The organism is Pedobacter sp. (assembly GCF_037719805.1).
Lineage (GTDB): Bacteria > Bacteroidota > Bacteroidia > Sphingobacteriales > Sphingobacteriaceae > Pedobacter.
Map to the genome: position 1 here is coordinate 513,977 of NZ_JBBJLZ010000004.1, position 25,967 is coordinate 539,943.

27 protein-coding genes are annotated in these 25,967 nt (G+C 41.3%); 7 read left to right on the forward strand and 20 right to left on the reverse strand.

Annotation, left to right across the window (positions count from 1 at the left end; genetic code table 11):
- Positions 1–6: 6 nt before the first annotated feature.
- Positions 7–1,203: an efflux RND transporter periplasmic adaptor subunit gene (locus WKF66_RS15480; protein WP_489675376.1), complete on the reverse strand. Its 1,197-nt coding sequence runs from the start codon at positions 1,201–1,203 to the stop codon at positions 7–9.
- A gap of 100 nt (positions 1,204–1,303) precedes the next feature.
- Entirely contained in the window at positions 1,304–1,903 is a 600-nt protein-coding gene (locus tag WKF66_RS15485) for a TetR/AcrR family transcriptional regulator (protein WP_489675377.1), read from the reverse strand.
- Positions 1,904–2,023: 120 nt separating this feature from the next.
- Between WKF66_RS15485 and WKF66_RS15490 the strand changes: the two genes are divergently transcribed.
- The 3 genes from WKF66_RS15490 (at position 2,024) to WKF66_RS15500 (ending at position 4,794) form a co-directional block, all read left to right on the forward strand.
- On the forward strand, positions 2,024–3,067 hold the full coding sequence (locus WKF66_RS15490) for a LacI family DNA-binding transcriptional regulator (protein ID WP_489675378.1): 1,044 nt from the start codon (positions 2,024–2,026) through the stop codon (positions 3,065–3,067).
- Between the two features lie 63 nt (positions 3,068–3,130).
- Positions 3,131–4,126 (forward strand): PfkB family carbohydrate kinase, encoded by a 996-nt coding sequence (locus tag WKF66_RS15495; protein WP_489675379.1) that lies wholly within the window; start codon positions 3,131–3,133, stop codon positions 4,124–4,126.
- Positions 4,127–4,137: 11 nt separating this feature from the next.
- A complete protein-coding gene (locus tag WKF66_RS15500; RefSeq protein WP_489675380.1) occupies positions 4,138–4,794 on the forward strand; it encodes a bifunctional 4-hydroxy-2-oxoglutarate aldolase/2-dehydro-3-deoxy-phosphogluconate aldolase in 657 nt (218 codons plus the stop codon).
- Positions 4,795–5,058: 264 nt separating this feature from the next.
- Here the strand turns inward: WKF66_RS15500 and WKF66_RS15505 are convergent, their stop codons facing one another.
- The 13 genes from WKF66_RS15505 to WKF66_RS15565 all read right to left on the reverse strand — a co-directional run bounded on the left by WKF66_RS15505 (position 5,059) and on the right by WKF66_RS15565 (position 17,871).
- Positions 5,059–7,116, reverse strand: coding sequence for an alpha-amylase family protein (locus WKF66_RS15505; RefSeq protein ID WP_489675381.1), 2,058 nt, complete (start codon positions 7,114–7,116; stop codon positions 5,059–5,061).
- A gap of 92 nt (positions 7,117–7,208) precedes the next feature.
- Positions 7,209–8,582, reverse strand: a complete 1,374-nt coding sequence (locus WKF66_RS15510; RefSeq protein WP_489675382.1) for an MFS transporter — start codon at positions 8,580–8,582, stop codon at positions 7,209–7,211.
- A gap of 22 nt (positions 8,583–8,604) precedes the next feature.
- Positions 8,605–10,062 (reverse strand): tagaturonate reductase, encoded by a 1,458-nt coding sequence (locus tag WKF66_RS15515; protein ID WP_489675383.1) that lies wholly within the window; start codon positions 10,060–10,062, stop codon positions 8,605–8,607.
- A gap of 97 nt (positions 10,063–10,159) precedes the next feature.
- Entirely contained in the window at positions 10,160–11,032 is an 873-nt protein-coding gene (gene cysM / locus WKF66_RS15520) for a cysteine synthase CysM (RefSeq protein ID WP_489675384.1), read from the reverse strand.
- A 3-nt stretch (positions 11,033–11,035) separates the two neighbouring features.
- Positions 11,036–11,848, reverse strand: coding sequence for a serine O-acetyltransferase EpsC (gene epsC / locus WKF66_RS15525; RefSeq protein WP_489675385.1), 813 nt, complete (start codon positions 11,846–11,848; stop codon positions 11,036–11,038).
- Positions 11,849–11,889: 41 nt separating this feature from the next.
- Positions 11,890–12,279, reverse strand: coding sequence for a DUF3037 domain-containing protein (locus WKF66_RS15530; protein ID WP_489675386.1), 390 nt, complete (start codon positions 12,277–12,279; stop codon positions 11,890–11,892).
- A complete protein-coding gene (locus WKF66_RS15535; protein ID WP_489675387.1) occupies positions 12,257–13,054 on the reverse strand; it encodes a HipA family kinase in 798 nt (265 codons plus the stop codon). The genes WKF66_RS15530 and WKF66_RS15535 overlap by 23 nt, the downstream gene beginning before the upstream one ends.
- A gap of 54 nt (positions 13,055–13,108) precedes the next feature.
- The gene (locus tag WKF66_RS15540) at positions 13,109–13,627 is read right to left on the reverse strand and encodes a sterol desaturase family protein (protein WP_489675388.1); all 519 of its coding nucleotides are present in this window, start codon (positions 13,625–13,627) and stop codon (positions 13,109–13,111) included.
- Entirely contained in the window at positions 13,627–14,148 is a 522-nt protein-coding gene (idi, locus tag WKF66_RS15545) for an isopentenyl-diphosphate Delta-isomerase (RefSeq protein ID WP_489675389.1), read from the reverse strand. The genes WKF66_RS15540 and idi overlap by 1 nt, the downstream gene beginning before the upstream one ends.
- Entirely contained in the window at positions 14,145–14,645 is a 501-nt protein-coding gene (locus tag WKF66_RS15550; RefSeq protein ID WP_489675390.1) for a hypothetical protein, read from the reverse strand. Before WKF66_RS15550 ends, idi begins: the two co-directional genes overlap by 4 nt.
- The gene (locus tag WKF66_RS15555; protein ID WP_489675391.1) at positions 14,642–15,478 is read right to left on the reverse strand and encodes a phytoene/squalene synthase family protein; all 837 of its coding nucleotides are present in this window, start codon (positions 15,476–15,478) and stop codon (positions 14,642–14,644) included. Before WKF66_RS15555 ends, WKF66_RS15550 begins: the two co-directional genes overlap by 4 nt.
- Positions 15,459–16,982, reverse strand: coding sequence for a phytoene desaturase family protein (locus WKF66_RS15560; RefSeq protein WP_489675392.1), 1,524 nt, complete (start codon positions 16,980–16,982; stop codon positions 15,459–15,461). Before WKF66_RS15560 ends, WKF66_RS15555 begins: the two co-directional genes overlap by 20 nt.
- Positions 16,972–17,871 (reverse strand): MerR family transcriptional regulator, encoded by a 900-nt coding sequence (locus tag WKF66_RS15565; RefSeq protein ID WP_489675393.1) that lies wholly within the window; start codon positions 17,869–17,871, stop codon positions 16,972–16,974. The genes WKF66_RS15560 and WKF66_RS15565 overlap by 11 nt, the downstream gene beginning before the upstream one ends.
- 84 nt (positions 17,872–17,955) lie before the next feature.
- Here WKF66_RS15565 and WKF66_RS15570 point away from each other — a divergent pair, with 84 nt between their 5' ends.
- A complete protein-coding gene (locus WKF66_RS15570; RefSeq protein ID WP_489675394.1) occupies positions 17,956–18,690 on the forward strand; it encodes a DNA-formamidopyrimidine glycosylase family protein in 735 nt (244 codons plus the stop codon).
- On the opposite strand, the gene WKF66_RS15575 is transcribed toward WKF66_RS15570, so the two are convergent.
- From WKF66_RS15575 to WKF66_RS15585, 3 genes are all read right to left on the reverse strand, one after another.
- Positions 18,687–20,045, reverse strand: a complete 1,359-nt coding sequence (locus tag WKF66_RS15575; RefSeq protein ID WP_489675395.1) for a PhoPQ-activated pathogenicity-related family protein — start codon at positions 20,043–20,045, stop codon at positions 18,687–18,689. The two genes, WKF66_RS15570 and WKF66_RS15575, sit on opposite strands and share 4 nt — an antisense overlap.
- Before the next feature lie 199 nt (positions 20,046–20,244).
- The gene (locus WKF66_RS15580) at positions 20,245–20,913 is read right to left on the reverse strand and encodes a DUF6266 family protein (protein ID WP_489675396.1); all 669 of its coding nucleotides are present in this window, start codon (positions 20,911–20,913) and stop codon (positions 20,245–20,247) included.
- Positions 20,913–21,554, reverse strand: a complete 642-nt coding sequence (locus tag WKF66_RS15585) for a DUF6266 family protein (RefSeq protein ID WP_489675397.1) — start codon at positions 21,552–21,554, stop codon at positions 20,913–20,915. Before WKF66_RS15585 ends, WKF66_RS15580 begins: the two co-directional genes overlap by 1 nt.
- A gap of 109 nt (positions 21,555–21,663) precedes the next feature.
- Here WKF66_RS15585 and WKF66_RS15590 point away from each other — a divergent pair, with 109 nt between their 5' ends.
- Together WKF66_RS15590 and WKF66_RS15595 are read left to right on the forward strand one after the other, a co-directional pair.
- Positions 21,664–22,479: an RNA polymerase sigma factor gene (locus WKF66_RS15590; RefSeq protein ID WP_489675398.1), complete on the forward strand. Its 816-nt coding sequence runs from the start codon at positions 21,664–21,666 to the stop codon at positions 22,477–22,479.
- Entirely contained in the window at positions 22,463–23,047 is a 585-nt protein-coding gene (locus WKF66_RS15595) for a hypothetical protein (protein ID WP_489675399.1), read from the forward strand. Before WKF66_RS15590 ends, WKF66_RS15595 begins: the two co-directional genes overlap by 17 nt.
- Positions 23,048–23,518: 471 nt before the next feature.
- Here the strand turns inward: WKF66_RS15595 and azu are convergent, their stop codons facing one another.
- Positions 23,519–24,043, reverse strand: coding sequence for an azurin (gene azu, locus WKF66_RS15600; RefSeq protein ID WP_489675400.1), 525 nt, complete (start codon positions 24,041–24,043; stop codon positions 23,519–23,521).
- A gap of 217 nt (positions 24,044–24,260) precedes the next feature.
- On the opposite strand from azu, the gene WKF66_RS15605 reads away from it, so the two are divergent.
- Positions 24,261–24,638 carry a VOC family protein gene (locus WKF66_RS15605; RefSeq protein ID WP_489675401.1) on the forward strand — a complete coding sequence of 126 codons (378 nt, stop codon included), beginning with the start codon at positions 24,261–24,263 and terminating at the stop codon, positions 24,636–24,638.
- 7 nt (positions 24,639–24,645) lie between these two features.
- Here the strand turns inward: WKF66_RS15605 and WKF66_RS15610 are convergent, their stop codons facing one another.
- A complete protein-coding gene (locus tag WKF66_RS15610) occupies positions 24,646–25,851 on the reverse strand; it encodes a PQQ-dependent sugar dehydrogenase (protein WP_489675402.1) in 1,206 nt (401 codons plus the stop codon).
- Between the last annotated feature and the right edge of the window lie 116 nt (positions 25,852–25,967).

The following is a 25,967-nucleotide window of genomic DNA, read 5'->3' on the forward strand; positions in this document are numbered from 1 at the left end:
TAGTTACTATTGTGTAATTAATTTTGCGACTTTATCCGCTTTTTTATCCGGGTTAATAACTTCTCCTTCTTTAAGTCTGTCTAAGCCACTAAGTACGATTTGGTCACCAGCTTTAATCCCATCTTTAACAAGGTAGTTGGGTCCGCTTTTACCTGAGATTACGATTGGCGTCTTTTTCACTTTATTGCTATCAGCAACTGTGAAAACGAAGATCTTATCTTGCATCTCAACGGTTGCCGACTGAGGGATCACCAACGCATCTGCATGCAACAACCCTAATCGTATTTTGCCAGTGTTACCTGATCTCAGAAGACCTTTGGCATTTGGGAAAGTAGCTCTTAAAGAGATAGATCCAGTGCTTTTGTCAAATTGACCATCAACCATGTCGATTTTTCCTTTCTGCTGATAAACCGTATTGTCTGTCAGCACCAAAGAAACTGCAGGAAGATGACTGATTCTATCTGTCATTGATTTGCCTGCATAGTTGGTGTTAAAGGCAATAAAGTCTTCTTCACTCAATGAAAAGTAAATGTGCACCTCATGTGCATCTGATAATAAGGTAAGAGGAGCAACATCAGTATTACTAACCAAACTACCTTGTTTTTTAGGAAGTCGACCTACAAAACCACTGACAGGAGCTTTTATCACCGTATAACTTAGATTGATATTGGCAGTAGAAACGGCTGCTTTAGCTTGCTCAACGTTCGCTTTAGCCGACTCGAACGTAGCTTTTGCACTTTTAAGTTGATATTCAGACACTACCTTATTGGCAACTAAGGGTGTTAATTTATCAATTTCCAGCTGGGCGTTCAATTGTGAAGCTTTAGCAGACATTAGTGACGCTTTAGCGTTGTTCAAAGCTTCTCTGAAAGGCTGTTCGTTGATTTTAAATAGAATTTGTCCTTTTGTTACTGGAGCACCCTCATTGACATAGATCTTATCTAATGATCCGGACACCTGTGGCCTGATTTCTAAATCTACTGCTCCTTCTATGGAAGCCGGATAGTCGATATAGGTTGTTTCTGAACTGTTATTAATGGCTACGACAGGAAGCGTCTGTACCACAGGAGCGGCAACTTGCATTTTGTTTCCCTCTCCACAACCGGAGAATGTTAGGATAGTAAAAAGGGATAAAACACCCATAACGGTATTATATGATTTAACACCGTTAAATAACTGACTGTAAGAATGGTAAGTTTTCATGATTATTGGAGTAATTGTTTGTTTGTAACGTATTTAATTAATTTAACAGCGTTAAGTTGCCGTCGGTAAAAAAGGCTCAGTGATTTGAGCCTTATGCTATCTATTCGTTAATAAATTTGATAATTCCTTTTATTGCATCTTTTAAGATCAGTTCATTCATTTCCTGGCCTCTGCCCTTGTTTACCAGATTAATTGAAATTAACCCGTGGATGATTGACCAAAAGGTATAGAACTTACGACAAACGAATTCTTCCGTATTATTTTGCGGTTCAACCAACCTTTCAATAGTTTCAAAAAAGAGTCTGTTACTGGCTTCTGCTTCAGGCATCGATTTCTTCATTTCGCAGCAGACCATGTCTACTCCGTACATCAACCTATACAATTCTTTGTTTTCAAAAGCAAAGTTCCAGTAAGCGATCCACATAGCTTCCAGCTGCACTGCCGGCTCAGTCGATATTGCCATCGTAGCTCGTAAATCTGTACCCAGTATAATGTATCCGGTACGGGTAAGTTCCATAAGGATACCTTCCTTATTGGCAAAATATTCATAAATAATTGGGGCAGTATACTCTATCTTATCTGCAATCTTTCTCATACTTAAAGACTGCCATCCCTCTTCTTTCACGATCTCAAGAGCAGCGTCCAGAATGTTCTCTCTGGTCTCCTCTTTTAACCGCGCTATTCGCTCTTTACTTCCCATTGTTATCCCTTATAAATAATCTAACACCGTTAAGCAAATGTATAAAGGGTATTTATATTATGTATCATATATTTGTCAAATACATTCTTGTGTTTAATAACCGGGTATTGTAGACTTAATATGAACAATAATATCACTCTTAAGGACCTTGCACGGGCACTTGACCTCTCTATCTCAACAATTTCAAAGGCATTGAATGATAGTTATGAGATCAGTGTTGAGACAAAAAAGAAGGTTCAGGAGTATGCTAAAGCCAACAATTACTCGCCGAATAGACTTGCTAAAGGTCTTAAAGAAGGAAGGAGCCGTTCAATTGGCGTAGTAGTGTGCTCACTGGAGAACAATTTCGTTGCTCAAATGCTCGACGGGATTGACAGCTATAGTTCAGATAAAAGTTATCAGATCATCATCATGCAGAGTAAAGAATCGCATAAACAGGAGTGCGACTGCCTCTCATTGTTGTATGCTGGTGGTGTCGATGGCATATTAATTTCTCCTGCCTGTGAAAATGTTGACCTGAGCTACTTGGTTTCTCTGCAACAAAAAGGGTTGCCAGTTGTGCTTTTTGACCGGCTAAGTGAGGAGATACAAACACATAAGGTTGGAGCAGATAACTTTCGGGGCGCATATGACGCAACGCAGCATCTTATTTCACAAGGCTACAAAAGTATCGCACACTTAAATACCAATACAAACTTAAACATTGCAACGGATAGGTTAAACGGCTATAGACAGGCATTGCTCGATGAAGGAATCGCATTCAGACCTGAACTACTCAGATCCTGCGATTATACGGACTCGGGAAAACTGGCGAAAGACCTTGAAGCTGCGATACATTTCTATATGAACCTAAAGGATCGTCCAGACGCCATTTTTACTGCGACAGATCAAATTACCACAAAATGCCTTGCCATATTAAATAAACTCGGCTACAACATTCCCGAAGATGTTGCAGTAATCGGCTTTACCAACACAGATCTTGCAGAAGCTTTAAATCCATCATTAAGTACGGTTTATCAACCTGCCTTTGAAATCGGCCAGCTTGCAGCAGCCAAACTGATTGAGTTGATTGAGAAAAAGCACAATGATATTGAGTTTGAGACCATCGTGCTGCCTACAGAAGTTCACGTTAGGAACTCCACGCGAAAACGTTTGCGTTCTTAGCGTAAAGAACCCCTGGTACTTTAAAGCTAATACATGTATTATTGTATAACGTATCTTTAATATATGGGACAGGACCACGATATCTTAGTTTTCGGTGAATTATTGATCAGACTTAGTTCTGCAACTGATGATTTTTTGAGTCCTGATTGCGGAGCATCCTTATATCCCGGGGGATCTGAAGCTAATGTGGCTGCTTCGTTAGGTCATTTCGGAAGATCTGTTTCCTACCTAACTGCTGCACCAGACAACCTTTTGACCGTAAGTGCATTAAAACACCTATCTGATGCCGGTGTAGACACAGGCAAAGTTTCAAAGCAAGGATCAAGGTTAGGTCTTTATTTTCTACTTTCAGCAAACGGTTTAAGCAGTGGCGAAGTCGTATATGACAGGAAATATTCTTCCTTTAGCGCCTTAACACCAGGGTCGATAAATTGGGAGGAAGTGATGGAAGGCCACACTTGGTTCCATTGGTCTGCCCTCACTCCTGCTTTAAACAGTGATCTTGCAATCGTTATGCTAGAGGCTTTGGAAGCTGCGAGCAAAAAGGGTCTAAAGATTTCTGTAGACCTTAATTATAGAAGCAGGCTCTGGGATTACGGCAAGCAACCCATCGAAGTTATGCCCGCCCTTGTTCAATATTGTCACGTGATTATGGGGAACATCTGGGCGGCCGACAAAATGCTTGGGGCGGGAATTGACACCACATTGGACAGAAATACGTCTTCAGGGGTATACTTCAAAGAGGCTTGTAGGTCAGCCGAAAATATATTTAAGACCTATGCGAATTGTGAGCATGTTGCCAACACATTCAGGTTTATGGATAATCCCAGACACAATCTCTTCTACGGGACCTACCATACTAAAGAAAACAGCTTCATTTCAGAGGTATTAGAAACAGAGGAAGTCGTTGACCGAATAGGTAGCGGAGATGCATTTATGGCAGGTTTGATCCACGGGCTAGTGGAGAACATTGACGGACAGCTGATTGTAGATCGGGCAACTGCAGCTGGATTTCAAAAGCTGTTTGTAAAAGGCGATTTTGGTAACCGTTCTCTTTAACAACAGATATTATGAGCTTAAAAAATAACATACTGGACCAGATCATATCTCACCCAGTAATCCCTGTTTACTACAATGATGACCCAGAAACCTGCTTAGCTGTTATGAGCGCTTGTTATTATGGAGGCATCAGGGTGTTCGAATTCACCGACCGGGGAGAGAAGGCTTTGGAGAACTTTAAGGTAATACAGCAAAGGCGCGATGAAGAGTATCCTGATCTTTTGTTAGGAATTGGAACCATAAAAACCGCTGATCAAGCTAAAGCTTACATTAAGCTTAACGCAGATTTCATAGTTAGTCCGATTGTAAACAAAGAACTTGCGGAGATTACCAAGCAACATCAAGTATTCTGGATTCCAGGTTGTATGACTCCTTCGGAGATTGCAGTGGCGGAAGAACTGGGCGCAAGTTTAGTAAAGCTTTTTCCGGGAAACCTGCTAGGCACCTCGTTTTTAAAGTCAATAAAGCCCTTATTTCCAAACCTCTTATTTATGCCTACCGGTGGAGTTGAACTATCTACAGAAGAGATCACGAGCTGGCTTCAAGCTGGCGTATCAGCTTTAGGTTTTGGATCGGCATTATTTAATTCACCATCGGATGCCGTCGATTACGAATGGTTGATTCAAAGGTGTAAGAAAATTGGCGACGTAGTGATGTCTGGAATTTAAAAAGCTACTTTTTGCTTTGTCTCAAAATGAATATCACAAGCATTGCAGCTACAGATAAGCCTGATATCCCAGGAAACAAAATGAACAAATAGAGTACGCCACATACACCTACCAGTGACAGCATGAACAATGCACCCTTCATTGGGGATTCCATTTTAAACGCGGCAATTAACGCGAATAAGAAAAAGACAAACGCTAGGCTGTATAAAAACATATGCAAAGATGCACTTTCAATGTTAATTTAATGTTAAATACTTCAGGCCGCTATTTGCTCATTGGTATTCTTAAGATGGAAGCATTTTGAGGACCAACACTTAGATTAACATAGCCTTCTAGATTAAGCGCTTTGTTTTCAAAAAGTTCCTCTCCATGATAACTCGTTTTCGGAAGGCCTAATTTCTTTAAAGGAATATTGAATACATGCTCTGTTTTAGTATAGTTGAGTAGCGCCACGTATAAGAAACCATTGATCTTCCTGTAGAAAACGCCATTTGCCTTGTTCCCAGTATTCCCGTCTAAAGGCATAAAAGCCTTCCCCGACCTTGCAATATCCAAAAGTTCTTTGTTTTGCAGTAAGCTTGACGCTGCTTGATCCCACTCCCCTGGTATTGAAAAGTCATCACCAGTGATCAAGGTCCCAGTGATCAGGCCAGAGGTCAGTCTCGCTTTGTTACTTCCAGTGTCTTCTTTAGAAAAGACGATGTGATCTGCATCAATGAAGTTGTATAGGTAGGTTTGCCACCAACCATAATTTAGGCTGTTTAGGGTATATTCTGTGTCCTTGATCGTTTTCCATGCATCGCAGGCGATCCTCCTGGTATGCGCGTATCTTCCAGTAGCCATGCTTGGTGAAATTGCAGCGTAAATCAGCATCTGACCATCCATTCGTTTTACAAGATACTCCATACCAACACGGTAACCCTGCATACCCGTTCTAACTTTCGGGTCGTAAAAATGCGTGGATTCAGCGGCTGCATGTCCGAGGAAGTCGATCTTTATCATTTTGAAACCGCATGCTTTTAGTTTATCAATGATATAGTCAATCCGCCTAAGCGTGCCCGGATGAGTTGGATCCAGCGCTCTTGCACCGTCGAAATCATGATATCCCGTGCCTACTTTAATCCACATTTCAGAGAACTTGTAAGTGCTTCCTTCTGCCTCACGCTCATTTCGGGACTTAAAACCCCAGTCAGTAAAGGGTGCCCAATATGCTCCGGGCTCCAAACCTTTACTTTTACAGTAATCAGCGAACTCCTTCAGCTTGCTATAATCGCCCCTCATTCCGCCGGTAAAGTTATCCCAAAAAGAGTCCAGGTCTATATAAGCAGTCTCCCCGTTTCTAAAGTCGGGAAGCTTCTCAGCAAAGTAGTCAACAACTTTAATTGCCTTTTCAAAGCTGAGCTTTTCCTGAATTACTCCCCAGCTGTTCCAGCCAAAGGGTACTGGTTTAGTCCAATTGAACACGAACGGAGTTTCTGCAAGCCTGTTTACTTTTCCGTAATCTTCTAAGCCAACCCTCCAGTCATCATAATAACCCACGAATACTTTGGGTGACTTCAATACATCCCCCGAAAGCGCCGCATGAGGTATCTGATCTCTCGTCACTTGTTGGTCTGAGTATCCCCCGAAGACCTGCAGTTCTTTCAATTGGTCATCTTTGCCTTCTGAAAGCACGCCAGTTTTCCATACCATATGTTCTATTGAACCTGTAATCAGACCTTTGCGACTCGTGTTATCATAAAAAGCACCAAGTTCGGAACTTGCGTTTTTAAGGTTTGAGGACGTGGATTTGGCATCATAACGGATGAAAGTATCATTATCAAAGGGTACGAAGAGGTTCCGGTTATCGCCTTTTGCATGAAGCATTACTTGGTTTGAACTGAGCGGCGACATGTAATTACTGTTCAGTTTCTCACCCGCGAGTATTACTTCTACAAAAAAGTATGGTAAGCTGTTGTATACGTAAAATACCTGTTGGAGGTCTGGCAGGCCTTGTTTTTTTAAAGTAAAAACGTATTTCTTTCCAACGCCAAACTGATCTTTCAGACCAAAGATCTTGTTGCTGACCGTAGCATAAGCTGTACTTCTCAGGACTTGATCCCCGTTTTTCACCTCTGCGAAAGCATCATTTATAATTTGAAGCTTTCCCTGGTAAAGGTCATATAAGCCTGTGTTTTTATCATAAACAATCCTGGAGCTTTTTCCATAAGGAATACTGATTAGCTTGGAAGCAGGAGGTTGCGCTACTGATGCGCTTATACTACAAGGAATAATTAATAACTGGAGGAGACCTCTAAAGAAAGTAGTTAGGGTTATGTGCATTAAGTTGATATTTTACCTGTAACAAAGAAAAGGGATATAGTCATTTCAAATTCTATCCTACTGTCAATGTATTCAGCACAACTGTCAAAGTACTATAAGTCTGTGATCAACTTATACTTCGGTACCAGTGATTTCATGATGACCCAGGCAATCAAATAAGCTACGGCACAAATAGTGAACATAATGGTATAACCCGTTTCAATATGCCCTAAGGCCTTATATTTATCGAAGAGCGCTCCACCAAGCTTGGTGATAATTACGCCACCCAAACCACCGACCATTCCTCCGATCCCCACTACAGATCCTATCGCTTTCTTGGGGAACATATCTGAAACCGTAGTAAAAAGATTAGCTGACCATGCCTGGTGCGCTGAAGCGCCAATACCAATTAGAATAACCGGCATCCAGAAACTAATGTGACCTAATGGCTGAGCTCCTAAAACCACCAGTGGAACAATGGCGATCAGCAACATAGCTTTCATCCTTGCATCGTAGGGTGCATAGCCTTTATTGATGAAATACATTGGAAACCAACCCCCACCAACGCTTCCAATCATCGTCATACTATACAAAACGGCCAGAGGGATCATCACCTGGGTATCAACCATTCCATATTGATCCTTTAAATAAGCGGGAAGCCAGAAAAGGAAAAACCACCAGACACCATCAGTCATGAATTTACCAACCACAAAAGCCCAGGTCTGACGATACCCCAAAAGCTTGACCCAGGAAATCTTATTGTCTGCATAAGCTGCCTCTTTGATCGGCTCAAACCCTTCTATTTCCTCATTATTGATGTACATTAATTCTTCTGGAGACATTCGTTTCTGTTCTTCAGGTTTATCATAGTACTTAAGCCAGAAAATAAGCCACAAAAAGCCCACTGCCCCAATCAAGAGAAAAGCGGCTTCCCAGCCCCATTCCTTGGCGATAAAAGGTACTGTTAATGGCGCAAGGACGGCACCTACATTACTACCAGAGTTGAATATGCCAGTTGCAAATGAGCGCTCCTTCTTCGGAAAGTACTCTGCGGTAGCCTTAATCGCGGCCGGAAAGTTACCAGCTTCCCCAAAGCCAAGCAAAGCCCTTGAAAACATGAAACCAGCAATAGAAACTGATATGCTCGCTACCCCTACAAAGCCCATTACAGTAGCGATTCCTTCTCCTATAGGGATGGCAAGCGCATGCACAATAGCACCAATAGACCAAATAATTATTGCCCAGACGTATCCCTTTTTTGTGCCTAGTTTATCAACAATCCGACCAGCGAAAATCATTGAGATTGCATAAGTAAACTGAAATACGGAAGCTATGTTCGCATAGTCGCTATTACTCCATCCAAAGATATCTTCAAGATGTGGTTTTAAGAGACTTAGAACTTGTCTATCAAGGTAGTTGACGGTAGTCGCAAAAAATAAAAGCGCACAGATCGTCCACCTGTAATTGGTTACCTTTTTAACAGTCATTATATTTGGTTATTTGTTTAATTTATCGAATCAGCGCCAGTGCGGCGACAACCCCATTTGTTGTAATATATGTAAAATATCTTTCTACAGCTGCTTTAAAGCCTTCAAAAGCAGTAAGATCTAAACCCCAAAGGCTTTGATCACTCAAGACAGCATACACAAAATCAGCTTTATCAATACCATTGATATAGCCTGCCTGATCGTCCGTGACGGAATAGCCCACCCCTGCTACTTCTTTTCCAGTGCTAAAAGCAAGGTACGCTGCAAAGCCAAACGCAATCCGTTCAGGGACCAGGTTAGAAAGGCTATAGTGCTGTTTGAGGACAGGAACTACCCGGATCTTCAATTTCATCGTGTATTGAAAAGTAATATTTATCCATTGATGCTTGATGAAGGGATTTGCGAAGCGGTCTAATACGACCTTCGCAAAAGCTTCTGGTTCACCTGTAGTCATAGCATAAGGTATGGCAGGAATGATTTCTTCTTGCATGACCTCCTCGATATACTTTCGCAATGCATGATCTGACATGGCATCAGCGACGGTATCAATACCTGCGAGATAAGCGATTCCACAGGCTAGTGTATGAGTTCCGTTTAAAAGACGGACTTTTAATTCCCTGAACACCTCGATATCAGTTTTGACTATAAGCCCATCGTCAACACCATCAAGGTCAAGTAAATCTACAATCTTTTGATCACCTTCAATTGCCCACAGCCGGTAAGGTTCTGCCATGATTAGCAGATCATCGCTATATCCCAAATCTTTTTCAATGGCTGCGAGCGAATTCTTTTCAGGTGTACCGGGAACAATGCGATCAACCAGTGAATTGCAAAAGCTAACCTTTGCTTCAACCCACGTAACGAAGCTGTCTTCCAATGAATTGTAAGTTGAAAGTTCAAGTACTATGTTCTGCAACACTTTACCATTATCAGGCACAAGTTCTGTAGCAATAACAACAAGCTCTCCTGCTTGCTCTCCTAAAGCTTTGAAACGTGCGTAAAGCAGCGCTAAGAGCTTACCGGGATAGGACTTAGGAGCAGATGAAGTCAAGTGTTCGTTTAATAGTACCAGGCCAACCTCGGTTGTATTAGAAACGATAAACTTCAACTCCGGATTTAAAGCAACTGCTATTATGGCATCCCAGTCTGCGTTTGCATCTAATACACGGCTTATCGCAGAAGAAACAACGTTCTTTTCCACAACTTCAGCATTTTCAATGCCTCTGATGCAGATGGTGTAAAGACAGTCTTGTTCTTTAAACCTGGTCAAATCCCCTTTAACAGTCGACTTGACCACCACAATTCGTCCATTGAACGTGTTCTTACTATTAGCTTTATTAATGAAATAATCTGGAAGCCCACGTAAAAGCACTCCCGTTCCAAATTGTAGAACTTTTTCAGGGAGTTCAAATTCAACTAACTGGGGAAGGATGACGCTAGCTGACGGGATGTCGCTTAAGCTACGTTTAGATAAAATCATGCGAAAAGTTCATACAGTGCTAAACAAGTCTACATAATATTAATAACGTATAAATGCTTTGTCCCGAAATTATTTACGCAATCGTTATCGCTAAAATTTAACCAAAAAGGTCGCTGCTCAGGTAGCGATCACCCCTGTCGCAGGCTATGAAAACAATTAATCCAGACTCTAGTTCCTCCGCAAGTTTAAGTGCACAAGATAAAGCGCCTCCACTACTCATACCGGCAAAGATTCCTTCAGTCTTAGCCAGCTTCCTTGCCATTTCTGTCGCTTCGCCTTGCGACACATCCATGATACGGTCCACTCTTGAAGCGTCGAAGATCTTCGGTAAGTACGCCTCAGGCCACCTTCTAATACCCGGAATCGAAGAGTCCTCTGTTGGCTGACATCCCACTATTTGTATCTCGGGATTCTTTTCTTTCAGATACATGGAGTTACCCATGATACTGCCAGTTGTACCCATCGAACTCACGAAATGAGTGATTTTACCTTCCGTATCTCTCCATATCTCCGGACCAGTAGTCTTATAATGAGCAAGATAATTATCTGGGTTGGCAAACTGGTTCATTAGATAATAGCCGGGTTGAGCACCTTTATCCTCCGCGTAATCTCGGCAAACTTCAATGGATTCCATCAAAGTAACTTTCGCTCCGTAAGCTTCCATAGTCAGCGTACGTTCCCGGGTCGAATTTGATGGCATCACCAATTCTATTTCCAGATCATACAAACTAGCAATCATTGCCAGTGCAATGCCTGTATTTCCACTGGTTGCTTCGATGAGTTTTGTACCCGGCTTTATGTCGCCACGCTCTATGCCGCTCCTGATCATATTCAAGGCAGCACGATCTTTAACACTTCCACCGGGGTTATTTCCTTCCAGTTTCGCGAAGATTTTAACATTAGGTCTGGTATTTAACCGTTGAATCTCGACGATTGGCGTGTTCCCTACAAAATCTATGATACTTCCCATATGCTAGCCTATTTTTTTTGTCTCCACCACTTTAATCGTTGATTGATGATAAACTGTGGAATGAGCGGGCACACTTTTAGTCAACCAAACGTTACCTCCAATTACACAGGATTCTCCTATCAGCGTATCTCCACCTAAAATAGTGGCGCCTGAATAAATAATTACATGGTCTCCAATAGTTGGATGACGCTTTGTATTCGCCCGGTCCTTATCAACACTCAGGGCGCCTAGCGTCACCCCCTGATACAGCTTCACATGATTACCTATTATAGTCGTCTCACCCACCACTACACCCGTTCCATGGTCAATGAATAAATGCTCACCAATTGAAGCAGCCGGATGGATGTCTATTCCAGTCATCGAATGCGCGTATTCCGTTAGTATTCTTGGAACGATCGGAATTCCGGCTTTAAGGAGATCATTCGCAATTCTGTATAAGGCTATCCCTAAAAAACCGGGATAAACTCTAATTACTTCAAATTCACTTTGAGCAGCAGGATCACCTACATAAATAGCGGTAATGTCATTGTTCATCTTCCGATACAACTCAGGCACCCGTTCAAAGAACTCCTTTGCAGATCCTTCGTTGTCACTTTGTTCCAAAACTTTAATAGCATTCAGAATCCTAACCAACTCCTTCTCCAGTTTTTGAAACAATCTTTTAATTTCATTTACGGAATAATCCGGAGTCGTCAAACGCTCGGGATAGAGGAGATTAAGGAGATTGACGGCCCATTGCGACACTTCCTCATTGGAAGGCACAGCAGCGATCGCAGTCTGTTTGCTATGTATATTTTGGAAAAAGTCTTCGTTCATAACAGTATAGTTTAAAAGCGATATTTTATTAAAAAGTTTTGCTAAGACAGCAATACCAGTTGATTGTGAAGTTTAATGAGCGTATGTTCCGGTTGATTACAATAACCAGGATGGACACGTGAGGTTTGTATAGTTGTACTTCGGATTGCAGTTAGCCATCTAAATCGCGAGGCCGGGTCCAGGTCGGCTATCGGTCCTCCCGTCTTCAGTCCGGCACAAATGTTTTGAAAAGCGATCAAATGCGCTTCCAATTCTTCGAAATCGAACAATGAATTGAAGGCAGCAAGCCTTGCATTGTCCAGATGATAGTTCATATAGAGCTGCTTCTTTCTGGAACAGTAAAGTATGATTCCGATGTTTACAAACTCATCCCGCTCGACCTGGGGAACCCAGCGAATTACTGCATACTCATATAAATGTTGCTCTTGCATTGTTGGCTTCGTTTATAAAAGTTTCAGAATTTGTAATGCGTAACTTCAAAAATTGCGCGTAGATCTCGCGCATTTCTTCAGCAGTTTCAGCTGCCCCCTGATGCTGTAGGAAGTCATCCGGGATTAAAGCCACTACCTTATCGATGACTTCATCGGTAAGAATAGCCTTGAACTCCGTATTCACTTCCTCCAGTAATGATGCTTGGGGAAGCAAAACGTGATCCTTGATCAACGCAAAAGGCTTAACGGCTTGTTCTTTCCAGTTTCCCATGGCATGGTGAAAATACAGGCAAGCTCCATGGTCTATCAACCAAAGCTCTTTATGCCATATCAACATATTGGTATTTCGGGGTGTACGGTCCATGTTTGTCAACAAACAATCAAGCCATACAATTTGAGAGGCGAGCTTAGGTTCGATCTTGACAACGGCCGGATCATAAGTGATAGAACCGGATAAGTAATGAAGACCAAGGTTTAATCCTATACTCGCTTTTAGCAAGTCCTGAATTTCTTCATCAGGTTCTGTGCGCCCAAAAGCTTCATCTAAATGAACATAAACAAGTTCAGGGACCTTAAAGCCTAATTGCCGGGCTATCTCACCACCGATGATCTCAGCAACTAAAGCTTTTGTGCCTTGCCCAGCGCCTCTAAATTTGACTACATAGAGAAACTCATCATCAGCCTCGGCTATCGCAGGCATAGAACCACCCTCACGTAGCGGGGTAACATACCTGATGACATTGACAGTTCTTAAATTTGAAGGATCGTGCTTCATGACCCGAAATTTAGACCTAATTTCCGGAAAAGCACTAATATTTACAAAAAATGACTACCCGTCAATCTGTTTATCTACGCGGATTTTGTTTACCAAAACACGCTCTTGCTTTTTACCTTTAGTTGCCCAGAAGTATTTTAACGGTACCCACAACATTCCAAAACACTCACCCTCTTCTTTTCCGAGGTGCTTATGATGCATTTTGTGCGCCCTTCGAATGGCCTGAAAGTACCAATGGTCCGAATTCCTGAACACCTTAAATCGTTGGTGAATGAAGATATCATGAATAAAGAAATACGCTGCTCCATATAAGGTAATTCCGATCCCGATATATAGCGCTACTGCATATCCAGCCAATGAACCAAATGCTAAACAAAGTATGCCGGGTATGGCGAAGATCAAGAAGAAGGAATCGTTAAATTCAAGAAATCCTTCAGTATCTTTCTTATGATGATCTTCATGTAAGACCCACAACCAGCCATGCATCAAATACTTATGCGTAAGCCATGCCACTCCTTCCATCCCTATAAATGTAGCGGCAACAATTAAAAAGCCTCTAAAAAATTCTCCCATTATAATAAACGTTTATTACTTTCCTGTACCTGTTTAAAACAAATCTTTAACCATTCGCTGTAGTCGTCCGGGTTCATGTCAATATCTTTTGAAAGTGATTCCATAGACATATATTTATAGGCTGCAACTTCTGCTGTATCTGGAAGAGGCACTTCATCACTTAGGCCAAAATAAACATGGTCATATTCATACTCTTCAATTCCTTCTAACAGCTCCGCTTTGTAGGTAAAATTAAATGCATAGGTAAGCTCACATTTCATGCCCATTTCTTCACCTAACCTTCGGTGTGCAGCCGCAAGCGTTTCCTCTCCCATTCTCGGGTGACTACAACAAGTATTCGTCCATTTACCTCCTGAATGGTACTTTTCCAGGGCCCGCTGCTGAAGCAGGAGCTCACCAGAACCGTTAAATATGAACACCGAAAACGCCCGATGGAGCTTTCCCATCACGTGGGCATCCATCTTATCCATCGTACCCAAAACATTATCTTCAACATCAACCAGGATCACCTGTTCAGTCATCTTTTTATCTTTTTTAATTCCGCAACAGTACAATATTTAGACGCAGTCAGGTAATTTACAACGCATTGCCTTAATTCATCGTCCTTGATACTGCTGTACCCGTTAATTAATTTCACTTTATCAGCGGAGATCGCCTGGTCATACCCTAAAAACTCCGGTAAATTGCTTTGAATAGAAAACCTGAGGAACCTAAGTTCCAAATCGTTCGGATCACGTTTAATGGATTTTTCAATTAGAGTTTTTCCCGTCTTGAACTTTTGGAGTTTGCTAAATGGACTTAATACATGCTTTGCCTGCATCATCTCCGCCACACCTTTATAGCATACCAACACCGGACTCGAATTATTATCTACCACAGACAAGGCGTTTAAAAACTTCTTCGCTGATGTTTTGTCTTTCGCAGCCTGATAGAAAAGGCTTCTTACCGTATCGATTTTCGGCTGATCCTTTGTAACCATTCCCATTAAAATACCTGTGATCAGTAATAAGGTCTTCATATCGCATTCATTTTATAACGCAGCATAGAATCGAACATTAAACCGAATTTCTGCCTGTTGGAAATTCTGATTCTCTCTGACATAACCTTTTCTGCATTACACTTTTTAATCTTTTTAAAAAGCTCCTTGTAGTAGATATATGCAAGGTAAACACCGTTTCCAGAAGCTGAAGGTAATCTTTTTATACCCTCCAAGCCCTCTTTAAAGTCCTGCTCTATATCCTGTTCTATTAACATTTTCTCCTCGTTACTAAATTTTGAAAGATCTAGATTAGGAAAGTAATTACGGCTAAGGTTTTGATAATCGGCCTTAACATCTCTCAAAAAGTTAATCTTTTGAAATGCAGAACCAAGTTTCATTGCTGAATGCCTTAACTTTTCATAGGCAACATCATCCCCATTTGTAAAAACCCTCAAACACATGAGCCCGACTACCTGAGCAGAACCAAGGATATATTCGTCGAACTTCTCTAAAGTGTATACCGTTTCCTGCAAATCCATTTTCATACTGTGAAGAAAAAGCTCAATGAGTTCCAATTCTATCCCGAACTCATTAACCACTTGCTGGAAAGAGTTCAATACGGGATTTAAGCTAATTCCATGTTCTATAGCTTCCAGGCAATCGGACCTGAACTTTTCGAGTAAATACTCCTTATCGTAATCATGAAAGCTATCAACAATCTCATCTGCCAAACGAACAAAGCCATAGATCGAGTATATCGGACCACGCAATTTCTTATTTAGAAACATGATACCAAGGGAAAAGCTCGTACTATAGCGTTTGGTGGTGAGCTTACTGCAATCGGCAGATAGTTTATCGAAGATCTCTTTCATAAGTAGGCTTAAGATAGTTAATTAATTGTTTAGCAGCGACATTACCAGATATTATAGAGGGTGGAACTCCAGGTCCAGGCACGGTAAGCTGCCCAGCGTAATACAAATTGGTAATCTTTTTATTCCGGATCGACGGTTTTAGATTAGCCGTTTGCATTAGTGTATTCGCCAAACCATAGGCATTACCTTTATAAGAGTTATAGTCTTGCTTAAAGTCTGCAACGCAGTAACTCTTTTTATAGTCAATATGTTTTCTAATTCCGTTACCAGTATACTTTTCCAGCCGGTTCATCATCAGCTCAAAGTATCTTTCACGCAGCGCTTCTGTATCTTCAAGATCAGGTGCCAACGGCATTAAAAGAAAAATGTTTTCATGACCTGCCGGGGCAACACTGTCGTCCGTTTTTGACGGACAACACACATAGAATAAAGGCTTAGCAGGCCATTTAGGATCCTTATAGATTTCGACGGCATGCTGTTTTAAGTCTTCGTCAAAGAACAAGGTGTGGTGGTTTAACCGATCCACTCGTTCCGTAACGCCGATATAAAAGATCAAACAGGAAGGCGCCAATACCCGCTTATCCCAGTAGCTTTCTTCATAATTATTCTGACCGTCCCCTAATAGCTTTTCTTCTACATGGTGATAATCTGCAGATGCAATAACGCCATCGTAGCTTTTCTTACCGGAACTAAATTCCAATTCGATTGTAGAACTTGATGAAGGCTGTCGGATTGACGTAACCGGTTGGCCAAGATGAAATTTCACACCCTGCTCTTCCGCAACACGCTTCATTCCTTCAATTACTTTACCGAAGCCTCCTTTAGGATACCAGGTACCTAATTTTAAACCCGCATAATTCATTAAGCTGTAAAGCGCAGGGGTATCTTCAGGCATAGCACCTAGAAACAGAACAGGAAACTCCATCAGCGCAATTAGTTTTGGGTGCGTAAAAAACTTGCGCACATGCTTACTAAACGAGGTAAAGACCTGTAATTTAAATACACCCTTGATCAGCTCTGCATCGAAAAACTCAAATATGGACAGGCCAGGTTTGTAAACCAGTTTGTCAATACCAACCTTGTATTTGAATGCTGCTTCTTCCAGGAAAACCTTCAGGCGTTCAGCGCTTCCAATTTCTATGCTTTCAAAAAGTGAACATAAGGCATCAAAGTCAGCAGGTATGTCCAGTACATCTTCCATACCATATACTACAGTAAACCCGGGATCCAAAAGCTCAAGCTCATAAAAATCAGAGGTCTTGTAACCAAAGTCACTAAAAAACTTGTCGAACACATCTGGCATCCAATACCAGCTAGGTCCCATGTCAAACGTATAACCGTTGTCCGTATCAAGTTGCCTCGCCCTACCTCCTACCTGGTTGTTCTTCTCGAAGACATCAACGGCACAGCCACCTTTAGCAAGGTATGCCGCCGCACTTATTCCTGCGAATCCTGCACCAATAACCGCTGTATTTTTCACATTGCTCTTGTTACTAGTTGGCATGGTTCGTCATATTTATTTGGTTTTCAAGCTCTTCAATAGAGTTCAAAGATCTTATATTGCCCTCGCTTTTCCTATCGCTGAGCACCCGGGTATTTCCAGCTACATAAATAAGCTGGTCAGGGAAGTTATCAGAAAGCGTGGTTAAATAATCAGTGCCAGCATGACCAGGAGGATTTTTGACCATAAATAATAGAAGATAATCCACTTTTATAGTATTCAGCACATTTTTTAAGGAATCTATCGGAACTTTTGCACCAAGATAAATAACTTTTAGACCAGACAACTTCAGCAGGTAATTAGCGAATAATAATCCGATATCGTGGTCTTCATCCTCAGGGAGAAATAAAACCCATGTTGACGTTGAAGCAAGGTCTTGTGGGATCTCATTGGTAGCAGCAGAAATCTTTTGTCTGATGATATTGGACAAAAAGTGTTCTTGCGCAGGACAGATGTTATCACTTCTCCACATTAAACCAAGTCTGACGAGAAGTGGATACATAATGTTCGTATAGGTTGTCTTGAGTCCATACTCATCAAGCGCCGTACAAATAAGGGCATTAAATGCAACTTCGTCGTATGCTAAACCAACGCTTAGCAGTTGAGATATATAATACTCATACTTCGCAACTGGAGATTCTAATTGATCTAGCTCCTTATTTAGTAATTCATTCATTTCTAGCTCCGTAAGGGAACAGACATGAGAAATCTTTAAGCCCGACTTACTCAAGCTCACAATGTTTAATAATCTTCTAAGCTGAATACCATCATAAAGGCGTGTATTTCCAGCGGACCTCATAGGTTCTAAAGCGTTGTAACGCCGCTCCCAAATCCTGATGGTATGGCTTTGAACTCCCGAAAGCTGTTCAAGGTCTGAAATAGAATAGGTCATGGTTGTCTAGATTTCTGAGCTTATATTTAGACAAACATATCAAACATTAGGTTGTTTTCCTATTTGACTAACTAAAAACATCAAATGCCCGAAGGTCCATCTATTCTTATACTCAAAGAAATACTGGAAGACCTTAATCTTAAAGGACATACGATAGTTGAAACCGATGGCAATGCAACAATTGAGTTCGAAAAAATAGAAAATAAAAAAGTTGTTACATTTAAAAGCTGGGGAAAGCATCTGCTTATTTGTCTGGAAGACGTTACCATACGAATTCATTTGATGATGTTTGGCACTTATATGATCAACGATCGTAAATCCACACCTTTAAAGCTAAGGCTATCATTCGATGATACTGAATTGAACTTTTATTCTTGTGTGGTGAAACTAATTGAGGGAGACCTCAACGAGGCTTACGACTGGTCAGCAGATCTCATGTCTCCATCATGGAGTACCCCTAAGGCTTTAAAAAAGCTTAAAGAATACCCAGAAAGCCTGATCTCTGATATCCTTTTGGACCAGGAGATCTTCGCAGGTTTAGGAAATATCATAAAGAACGAAGCACTTTACAGAGCGAGGATTCATCCAGGTAGTAAAACGTCTACCATTCCTTCAGCTAAACTCAAAAAGCTGGTTAACGAGGCCAGGGCTTACAGCTTTGACTTCTTTATCTGGCGGAAAGAAAAGACGCTAACAAAGCATTGGGAAGTTTATTCAAAAAAGAAGTGCCCATTTGGACATTCCATTAAAAAGAAAAACATAGGTAAAACCAAACGCAGCTCATATGTTTGCGAGGTTTGTCAGCCTCTTTACACTTAATACAGCTTCTTCGAGTCTGTCATGAACACCCTGGTGCTCTCTGTATATTCCCCACCCTTTGCATCCTTATATTTTAAATTCACATAGAAAGCGTGGTACCCTGAACTTGGGAACTGTTCAAGCCGCTCCACAGTAGATTTGTTCTTAATTCCTAAAGTTGTCGATTGCCATTGATCATTCCTGAAATCCATATCCGTAGAGTTAGCGTGCCACACGATGACATCCACTAACTTGTCTGCCGTTGCCTTGATCGCTACTTTGACCCCCTTGGCACTTACAGAAGAAGTCCATTTGCATATCGGATATGGCTGCCTGGCCAATGTGTAACCGAAAAACGCACTAAGGCTCGTTAAGGCCTCCGAACCATCGCCCAGATTGTGCCCTACATTTGGAACGTAGTGGATCAAATTTTGACCGGGTATGCTATCATAATAGTTTTTAATATTGTCAATAGGCCAATACTCGTCATTTGTTCCCATGATGATCATTTTAGGCATAGTTAGCATTTTACGATAAGCATAGGGATCAATCATCGTAGTCAGCGCGTTGCTCGTCCCCGAACCGACATCTTTCAGCAGGCCTAGTTTCACATAATCCTGAATTTGAACACTGTAATCTTTCCAAACTTCAACCTGATAATTCATACTCACCGGCATATTTAGCATATCAATCACCATGGGTGCGATAGCCGTAACGCGCTTGTCTACAGCGCCTGTAAGCCAGGTCGTCCAACCCCGCTTTGAAGCTCCGGATACCAGAAATCTGCTGATCTTTAATTTTGATTTTTGCTGAACAACTTCTTGAACTGCGGTCATGGCACTTGTTGCAGACTTAACCATAGGGAACAACAAAGGCCAGCTGTAATCTCCGTCTTTTTCAAAATTATGCAGGGTGTAAGAGATGAGTGCGTCTTCAGTCAGGCCATTGTATAGCGGCTGGTTAGGGGTTTGCTTCAACACCGCTACCACCGCATTGTTCTTTTTTGCGATCATGCCCATCCCAAGTATTTCTCCATTCGTTTTGGAACTCCAGTTTGGCAAACCTTGCTTATCGACGCTCCCACCTGTGATAAATAGTAAAGCACCATCGTTTTTAGCTCCTTTTGGAACCATCACAGTAAGTTGATGCGTCCAAACATATTCCCGCCATTTCTGAGAAGTCAATAATAAATTATAAACAGTTACATCGGCCACCTCAAAGGTTTCTTTGGCTTCCCATTTGTAAGTTCTGTCACTATTATCCACATAACGTTTTAAGGCCGTCGCAGGAGTAATGTCTGCTTGAGCATAACCCCCAAAATAGCTGACCAACAGTAGTAGTATAATATTTAGAACTGATTTGCAGTTGACGTTCATAGGTGCTTAATTATTTTATTGTACTTGATTTTTTCCCTTGTGCAATGAATTTACAGGATTATTAATCGGCTAACAGCAATACTTCAATGCTTGTTTAAGTTCGTTATCAACGGATGTTAAAAACAAAAATGTTGCTGACTATCATCACTAGTAATAATAAATCACTTTAATGATGGCAATCAGCAACAGATGGTAATGATTATAATGTAGAACCCAGATAAATAGTATCTCCTACAGTTTTTTTATCCAAACTATTGAAATGCATATAAAAGTGCAGTTCCGCGTTCACATCAACAGGTGATAATGGTACATTGAAAGTTAAAGCACCACGGGAGGCGATATCAGTCCCGTATGAAGCATTACCTGTTAATGCATTCCAAATCACATACCCTGCCCTGTCAGTGAATTGACCATTTACTGACTGCGGATAGGCAAGCCAGCTAAATGTGCAGGTATTGTCATTGTTGCGCACAACCGTGCCGCAATTCGGACCATAGACAGGTCCAACACTGTATTTCAGCGCTGGAAAATTAAGCTTAATCCGATCCGTTAAATCCAAAACCGCAGCCCCCTCACCTCGCTGTGCAATAGAGAATGCATGATTGTAATTATACTGGAAAGCAGCCTCAAATGGACCTTGATGTTGTTTCTTTTTCTTAAACCCAGCCTTTACCAGCTCTGGAAAAGTCAAGAAGAAATCTCTCAGCAGCTTAAATTTGTATCGTTGCTCCGCCTGCTCATCAGAAGCAGCTTTTGGCGTATCTTCCCGTAACGCTGTAATTATATTTTGCCCCCTTGAGATTTTTCCAATTACCGCCCCTGTGGTATTAAGCATGGGCCCAAGTATACCTCTGGTTAAAATGCCCATTATGATAAGTTTAGGGAACCAGCGTAAACACTCTCCGAAACATCGTTTCTGTCGGCAGATATAAAAGAAATAAATAAATGCATCTCCTTAGTTAACATTGGCGTACTTACTGGCAAGATTGCTGCTCCTAATGACCTTTGAGGCCCATAAAGTACATGAAGCGCTTTTTCTTCCTCAGGAAAGTAGACCAGGAGCATTGCCTGATCAGTAGCATCTGGCCAGCGCTGCTCTGGGTCTAACGCCCATTTAAAGGCTATGCCGCTGGGTACAATCTCCAGAGATACGCCTTCTGCGACAGTGAGCTTGCCTTTACTTAGCTTTATGGTTTCGAAATTAATGGCGGTATCAGGATAAACGCCTTTTAACCCATTTAGCTTGACTTCAGATGTTGCCCTGTTATAAGCGGTACCGCCTGCCTCCACTTTATAGGTCCTAAATCCCAAATTTGTAAATTGAAGCACCGGAGTTAAAAACTTTGATACAACCCCCATTTTTAGCCTGTTTGCGGCTTGCAACGGACTCGCGGGTTTCGTTACTGTAGCTTGCTTTCTGCTGACGTTCTTACCAAGCCTGGTATAAAACACAAGACCATCAATTTTCCCTTGAACATGACCAGTCAAGCCATTCTTTAAAATTCCCATTTAATTTTTATTTTAAGTTATACACATGTATTGTTACAATATACGAAATATAAGCCACTTTAAAGTAAAATGTGATAAATATAAAAGAAACACAAGCTCGTATCACGCCTTGAGTGAATTCAGTCAGACCTCAGTAAGAAGTCTGATTGAACTCTGCTCCTCTTCGGTCCCTCTTCGGTATCTCCTCGGTCCCTCCTCGCTTGCTCTTCGGCTCAGAGCCGAGCAGCAACCGACTAAAAGCCGTAAAGGAAACAACCAAAGACCTTATAGGGGTAAAGCTCTATCTGTGGTCAATCTGAAGTCTGGCTGTGTTCACTATGAAGAACAGGTAGTGGAAGCTATAGGTTCTTCATCTGCCATACCTTGCTTTGTCATACCACTACGCGATGTAACATTTTTCAAGAGGTCGTATCTTACCAGAAATCAAAGAATATTAACGGTGAACATGCACGATTTTGAGCACATTTATAAAACCTATTCTCCACAGATATTTCGCGTATGTATGGGTTATGTCAATGACCACGACAAGGCGAAGGATCTCGTGCAAGAAACTTTCATTGCAGTCTGGAAAAATCTTTCGGGGTTTAGAAATGAATCCAAATTGAGCACCTGGATCTATCGCATTGCCACAAACCACTGTTTACGTGCATTAGAAAAGGATAAAAGAGTTACAAAGGTAGAAATGCCAGAACACCTCGCGGTTACAGAGGATGATTCTCCTGAAGAAAAGCTTGCCTTTCTATATACCGCAATTGCTGGTTTACCTGAAATAGAAAGGATTATTATATCGCTGGAACTGGAAGGCCTGCCCCAGGCACAAATTGCCGAAATCACCGGTATGGGAGCCGTAAATATTAGGGTAAGAATTCATCGGATAAAAGAAAAACTCGCTAATAAATTTAAAGAACATGGAAGATTTGAATAACCTACATAACCTGTGGAAATCTGCGAAACCGGCTAGTCTCCCCGACGTAGCTGAAATGCAGAAGAATATGAAGCAATTCCGTAGTCAGAAGTTGCGAAATAAAATGCGTTCGGTGACCGTTACGGTCTTAATCGTTATACTTTCAATAGTGGTATTAATAACCGTTAAAAGTTTATGGTTCAGCACACAGGTAGCTATAGTTCTTAATATCGCTGCATGTATGGTCTTGGCGGCTACTAATTTGCGCTCGATGAAAAGATTTATTGGTCTGAAAGATTTAAGCAATCTGGAATTCCTCGCATTTTTACAACAGACGCGTCGCAACCAGCTTCGGTATTATCGGCGAACTGAAATTATAGGTCTGACTTTAATCAGCGCTTCTACCCTATTGTTCCCTTATCAATTTACTAAAGAGAATATGGTGATTGCGACCGTCTTATACCTTCTAGCAATTGCCTGGTTGCTGATATTATGGGTGTACATCAGGCCGAGGAGCTTCCGTAGGCAAACAACCAAGTTAAATGCAGAGCTGTCACGCTTTGAGGAGATCGTACAACAAACAGTATAACCCAGCAAGACTTTCACTAGAAAACAATCGCCCTAAATATGGAGGATTTTGAAGTTTGTCGTTAGGTATTGTCTCCTTAAAACAAAGTATAGGAACCCGGCAATGGTATTACAAAATAAGAGCCCTATACACCACATTACCTTTTCAACGCTTCTAACCCGTGGTGAAGATAAAATTTCAATAGCAATGAAGATGGTGTAAACGATTGTGGAGATCAACGCGATTGCTGATAGAAATGGAATGAAAGAACCCATATGAAGTATCTTTAAAACAATCCACGCAATAGTGCTAAACAAGGAAATACCATATGAAATTTTTAGGAGAAGGTCTTTAGTCATGAGGGCTGAAATAATTAAGAAGTTAATAAACAATATCGGGTACTGCAATAGATGGGATCTTCTAATGAAATAAATAAAGCTATGACATAAAAAAAGCCCCCTTTTCAGGAGGCTTTAAATTCATAAATTTATATTATTCAACAATCAAAGTGCCTTTCATCATGGTGTAATGACCAGGGAAGGAGCAAATGAAAGTGTAAGTGCCTTTTTCTGGAATAGTGAAAGTGATCGTGTCCTCTTCACCGCCACCTAAAAGCTTAGTGTGTGCAATGATTGAAGCCGCTTCAGATTTAGGAATATATTGGTTGTCTTTCGCCTCCAACGCTTTCAGTGAAAATTGCTCAACATCAGTTCCCGGTTTCAAAATAACAACATTGTGTCCCATTGCAGTAATAGGGAATTTACCAGTATGCTTCAATGTTAATTTAATTGGCTGACCAGCAGTTGCCTTAAGCTCTGTCAAATTGAATTTCATCTGGTCAGTAGCCTCAAGATTTAGTACCGTTTCTGTCACAGGAGCTTCCGAAACAACAGCAGGATCTGCGGAAGATATAGTTGCTGAATTTCCAACTGGTGCAGTAGTTTTTTGTTCATTTCCACAAGATGCAAGTGTAGCTGCAGCAAAAAGAAAGGAAAGGATTTTAATTGAATTTTTCATATGTTTAATATGGTGTTTGTGCCTTACGACGTTAAAGCGTGGCAAAGCTATGAATTTTTGCTTTTTTAAATAGAAAAATCATACTATAGTTTCAAAAGGATTAATAACTTGACAGCGTTGTGAAGGTTTATCTAAGCAGCTCCTCTTGTAGTATGTATAGAATGAGGAAGCGGAATTGAGACGCATAAAAAGTAGTAAATTATAATTGACAAGCGATATGAAAAAGGTAACAGGAATAGGAGGTATATTTTTCAAAACTGATGATCCTAAAGCAACAAATGACTGGTATGCAAAAAATCTTGGACTAGATACAAGCGATTACGGAACAACGTTTGAATGGAAAGATGCAGATGAAGTAGGCAATTCAGGCTCTACAACCTGGTGCACTTTCCCTACAGACTCTGAAAATTTCCATCCCTCTAAAAAACCCTTCATGATCAATTACCGTGTAGTCAATTTGGCTATGCTATTGGAAGAACTAAAGAAGGAAAACGTGACCATCGTTGACAAAATCACCGAGTATGAGTACGGTAAGTTCTTACACATTCTGGATCCCGAAGGCAACATTATTGAGCTTTGGGAACCGAAGGATTAGTTGCCCACTATTTCTTATCCGCTACGATCTTATATAAAGCAGCTTTTCCTGATTCTAGCATTGCAGTTGCCATATACAGCTCTCCTGCCTGATCTTCGCCAAAGCTGGTGATTTGCCAGTAGCCGGCGTCTTTAGAAATAGATAACTTTTCTCTTTTCCATTGTGGCTTTTTAGTGTCTGTTAGCGTCCAAAGTGGACCCATCCAGTCCGCGAACACATACTTACCCACGAGAGCAGGAATCTGTTTTCCACGATAGACAAATCCACCTGTGATACTAATTCCTTCTTTATGCGCGTAATCTGTTATCGGGCTAATAGGACTCTTAGGTGCAGGATCGCCATTGTATTTTGCGTTCTCATGAAGTCCTTCTCTTACTCTCCAGCCGTAATTACCACCCTTTGTGATGATGTCAACCTCTTCCCAGACATTCTGTCCTACATCTCCTGCAAACAATCTTCCGTTGGCTTTGTCGAAACTGATCCTCCAGGGGTTACGTAATCCATACGCATAGATCTCTGGCTTCGTGTTTTGCTGGCCCACGAACGGATTGTCTTTAGGTACAACATATGGCGCAGTATTCACATCAATTCTTAAGATCTTTCCAAGTAGCGTATTTAAATTCTGACCGTTTCCGATCTCGCCGTGGCGGTCATCGCCTCCACCGCCATCACCGACTGCGATATATAAAAAGCCATCCGGACCGAACTTGATGTCTCCGCCATTGTGGTTAGACTCTGGCTCATTAAATTCCAGAACAACTTTACCGCTTTTCATATCGGTTACATCAGGGTTTTGTGCCGAAGCAGTAAATTCTTTCACGATACTGTGGTGGTCTACCCCAGGCGTCTTTGCAATTCTGGAGCTATAATATATATAGTACTTGTGATTTTTAGCGTAATTGGGGTGAAAAGCCAGTCCCAGTAAACCGCGCTCGTCAGAGCCTTCTCTTTTTAATACATCTTCCTTAATATTAAGGAATGGAGTTGGTAGCAATGCTCCTTTTTTAATAATGCGGATGCGTCCCTCTTGCTCACAAATAAATAATCTGCCCGATTGGTCCTTTGGCTCAGCAAAAGAGGTTAGGCTCGTCAAATTATCTGTGATCAGTTGTACCTTGAGTTTTATAGGAGAGTTCCCTACCTGACCGTAAGCCATAGTAAAACCTGAGATTAAGGAACATAGTACCGTAGTGCGGAAGATCGATTTATTCATAATAGTCGTTTAACAACAATAACCAACTGTTTGTTCGTTGCCAATAGCATTTAATGTTTGGCCAATCCTATGTATCAGCATACAAGTAATTAAACCTTATTTCGTAAGATAAACAT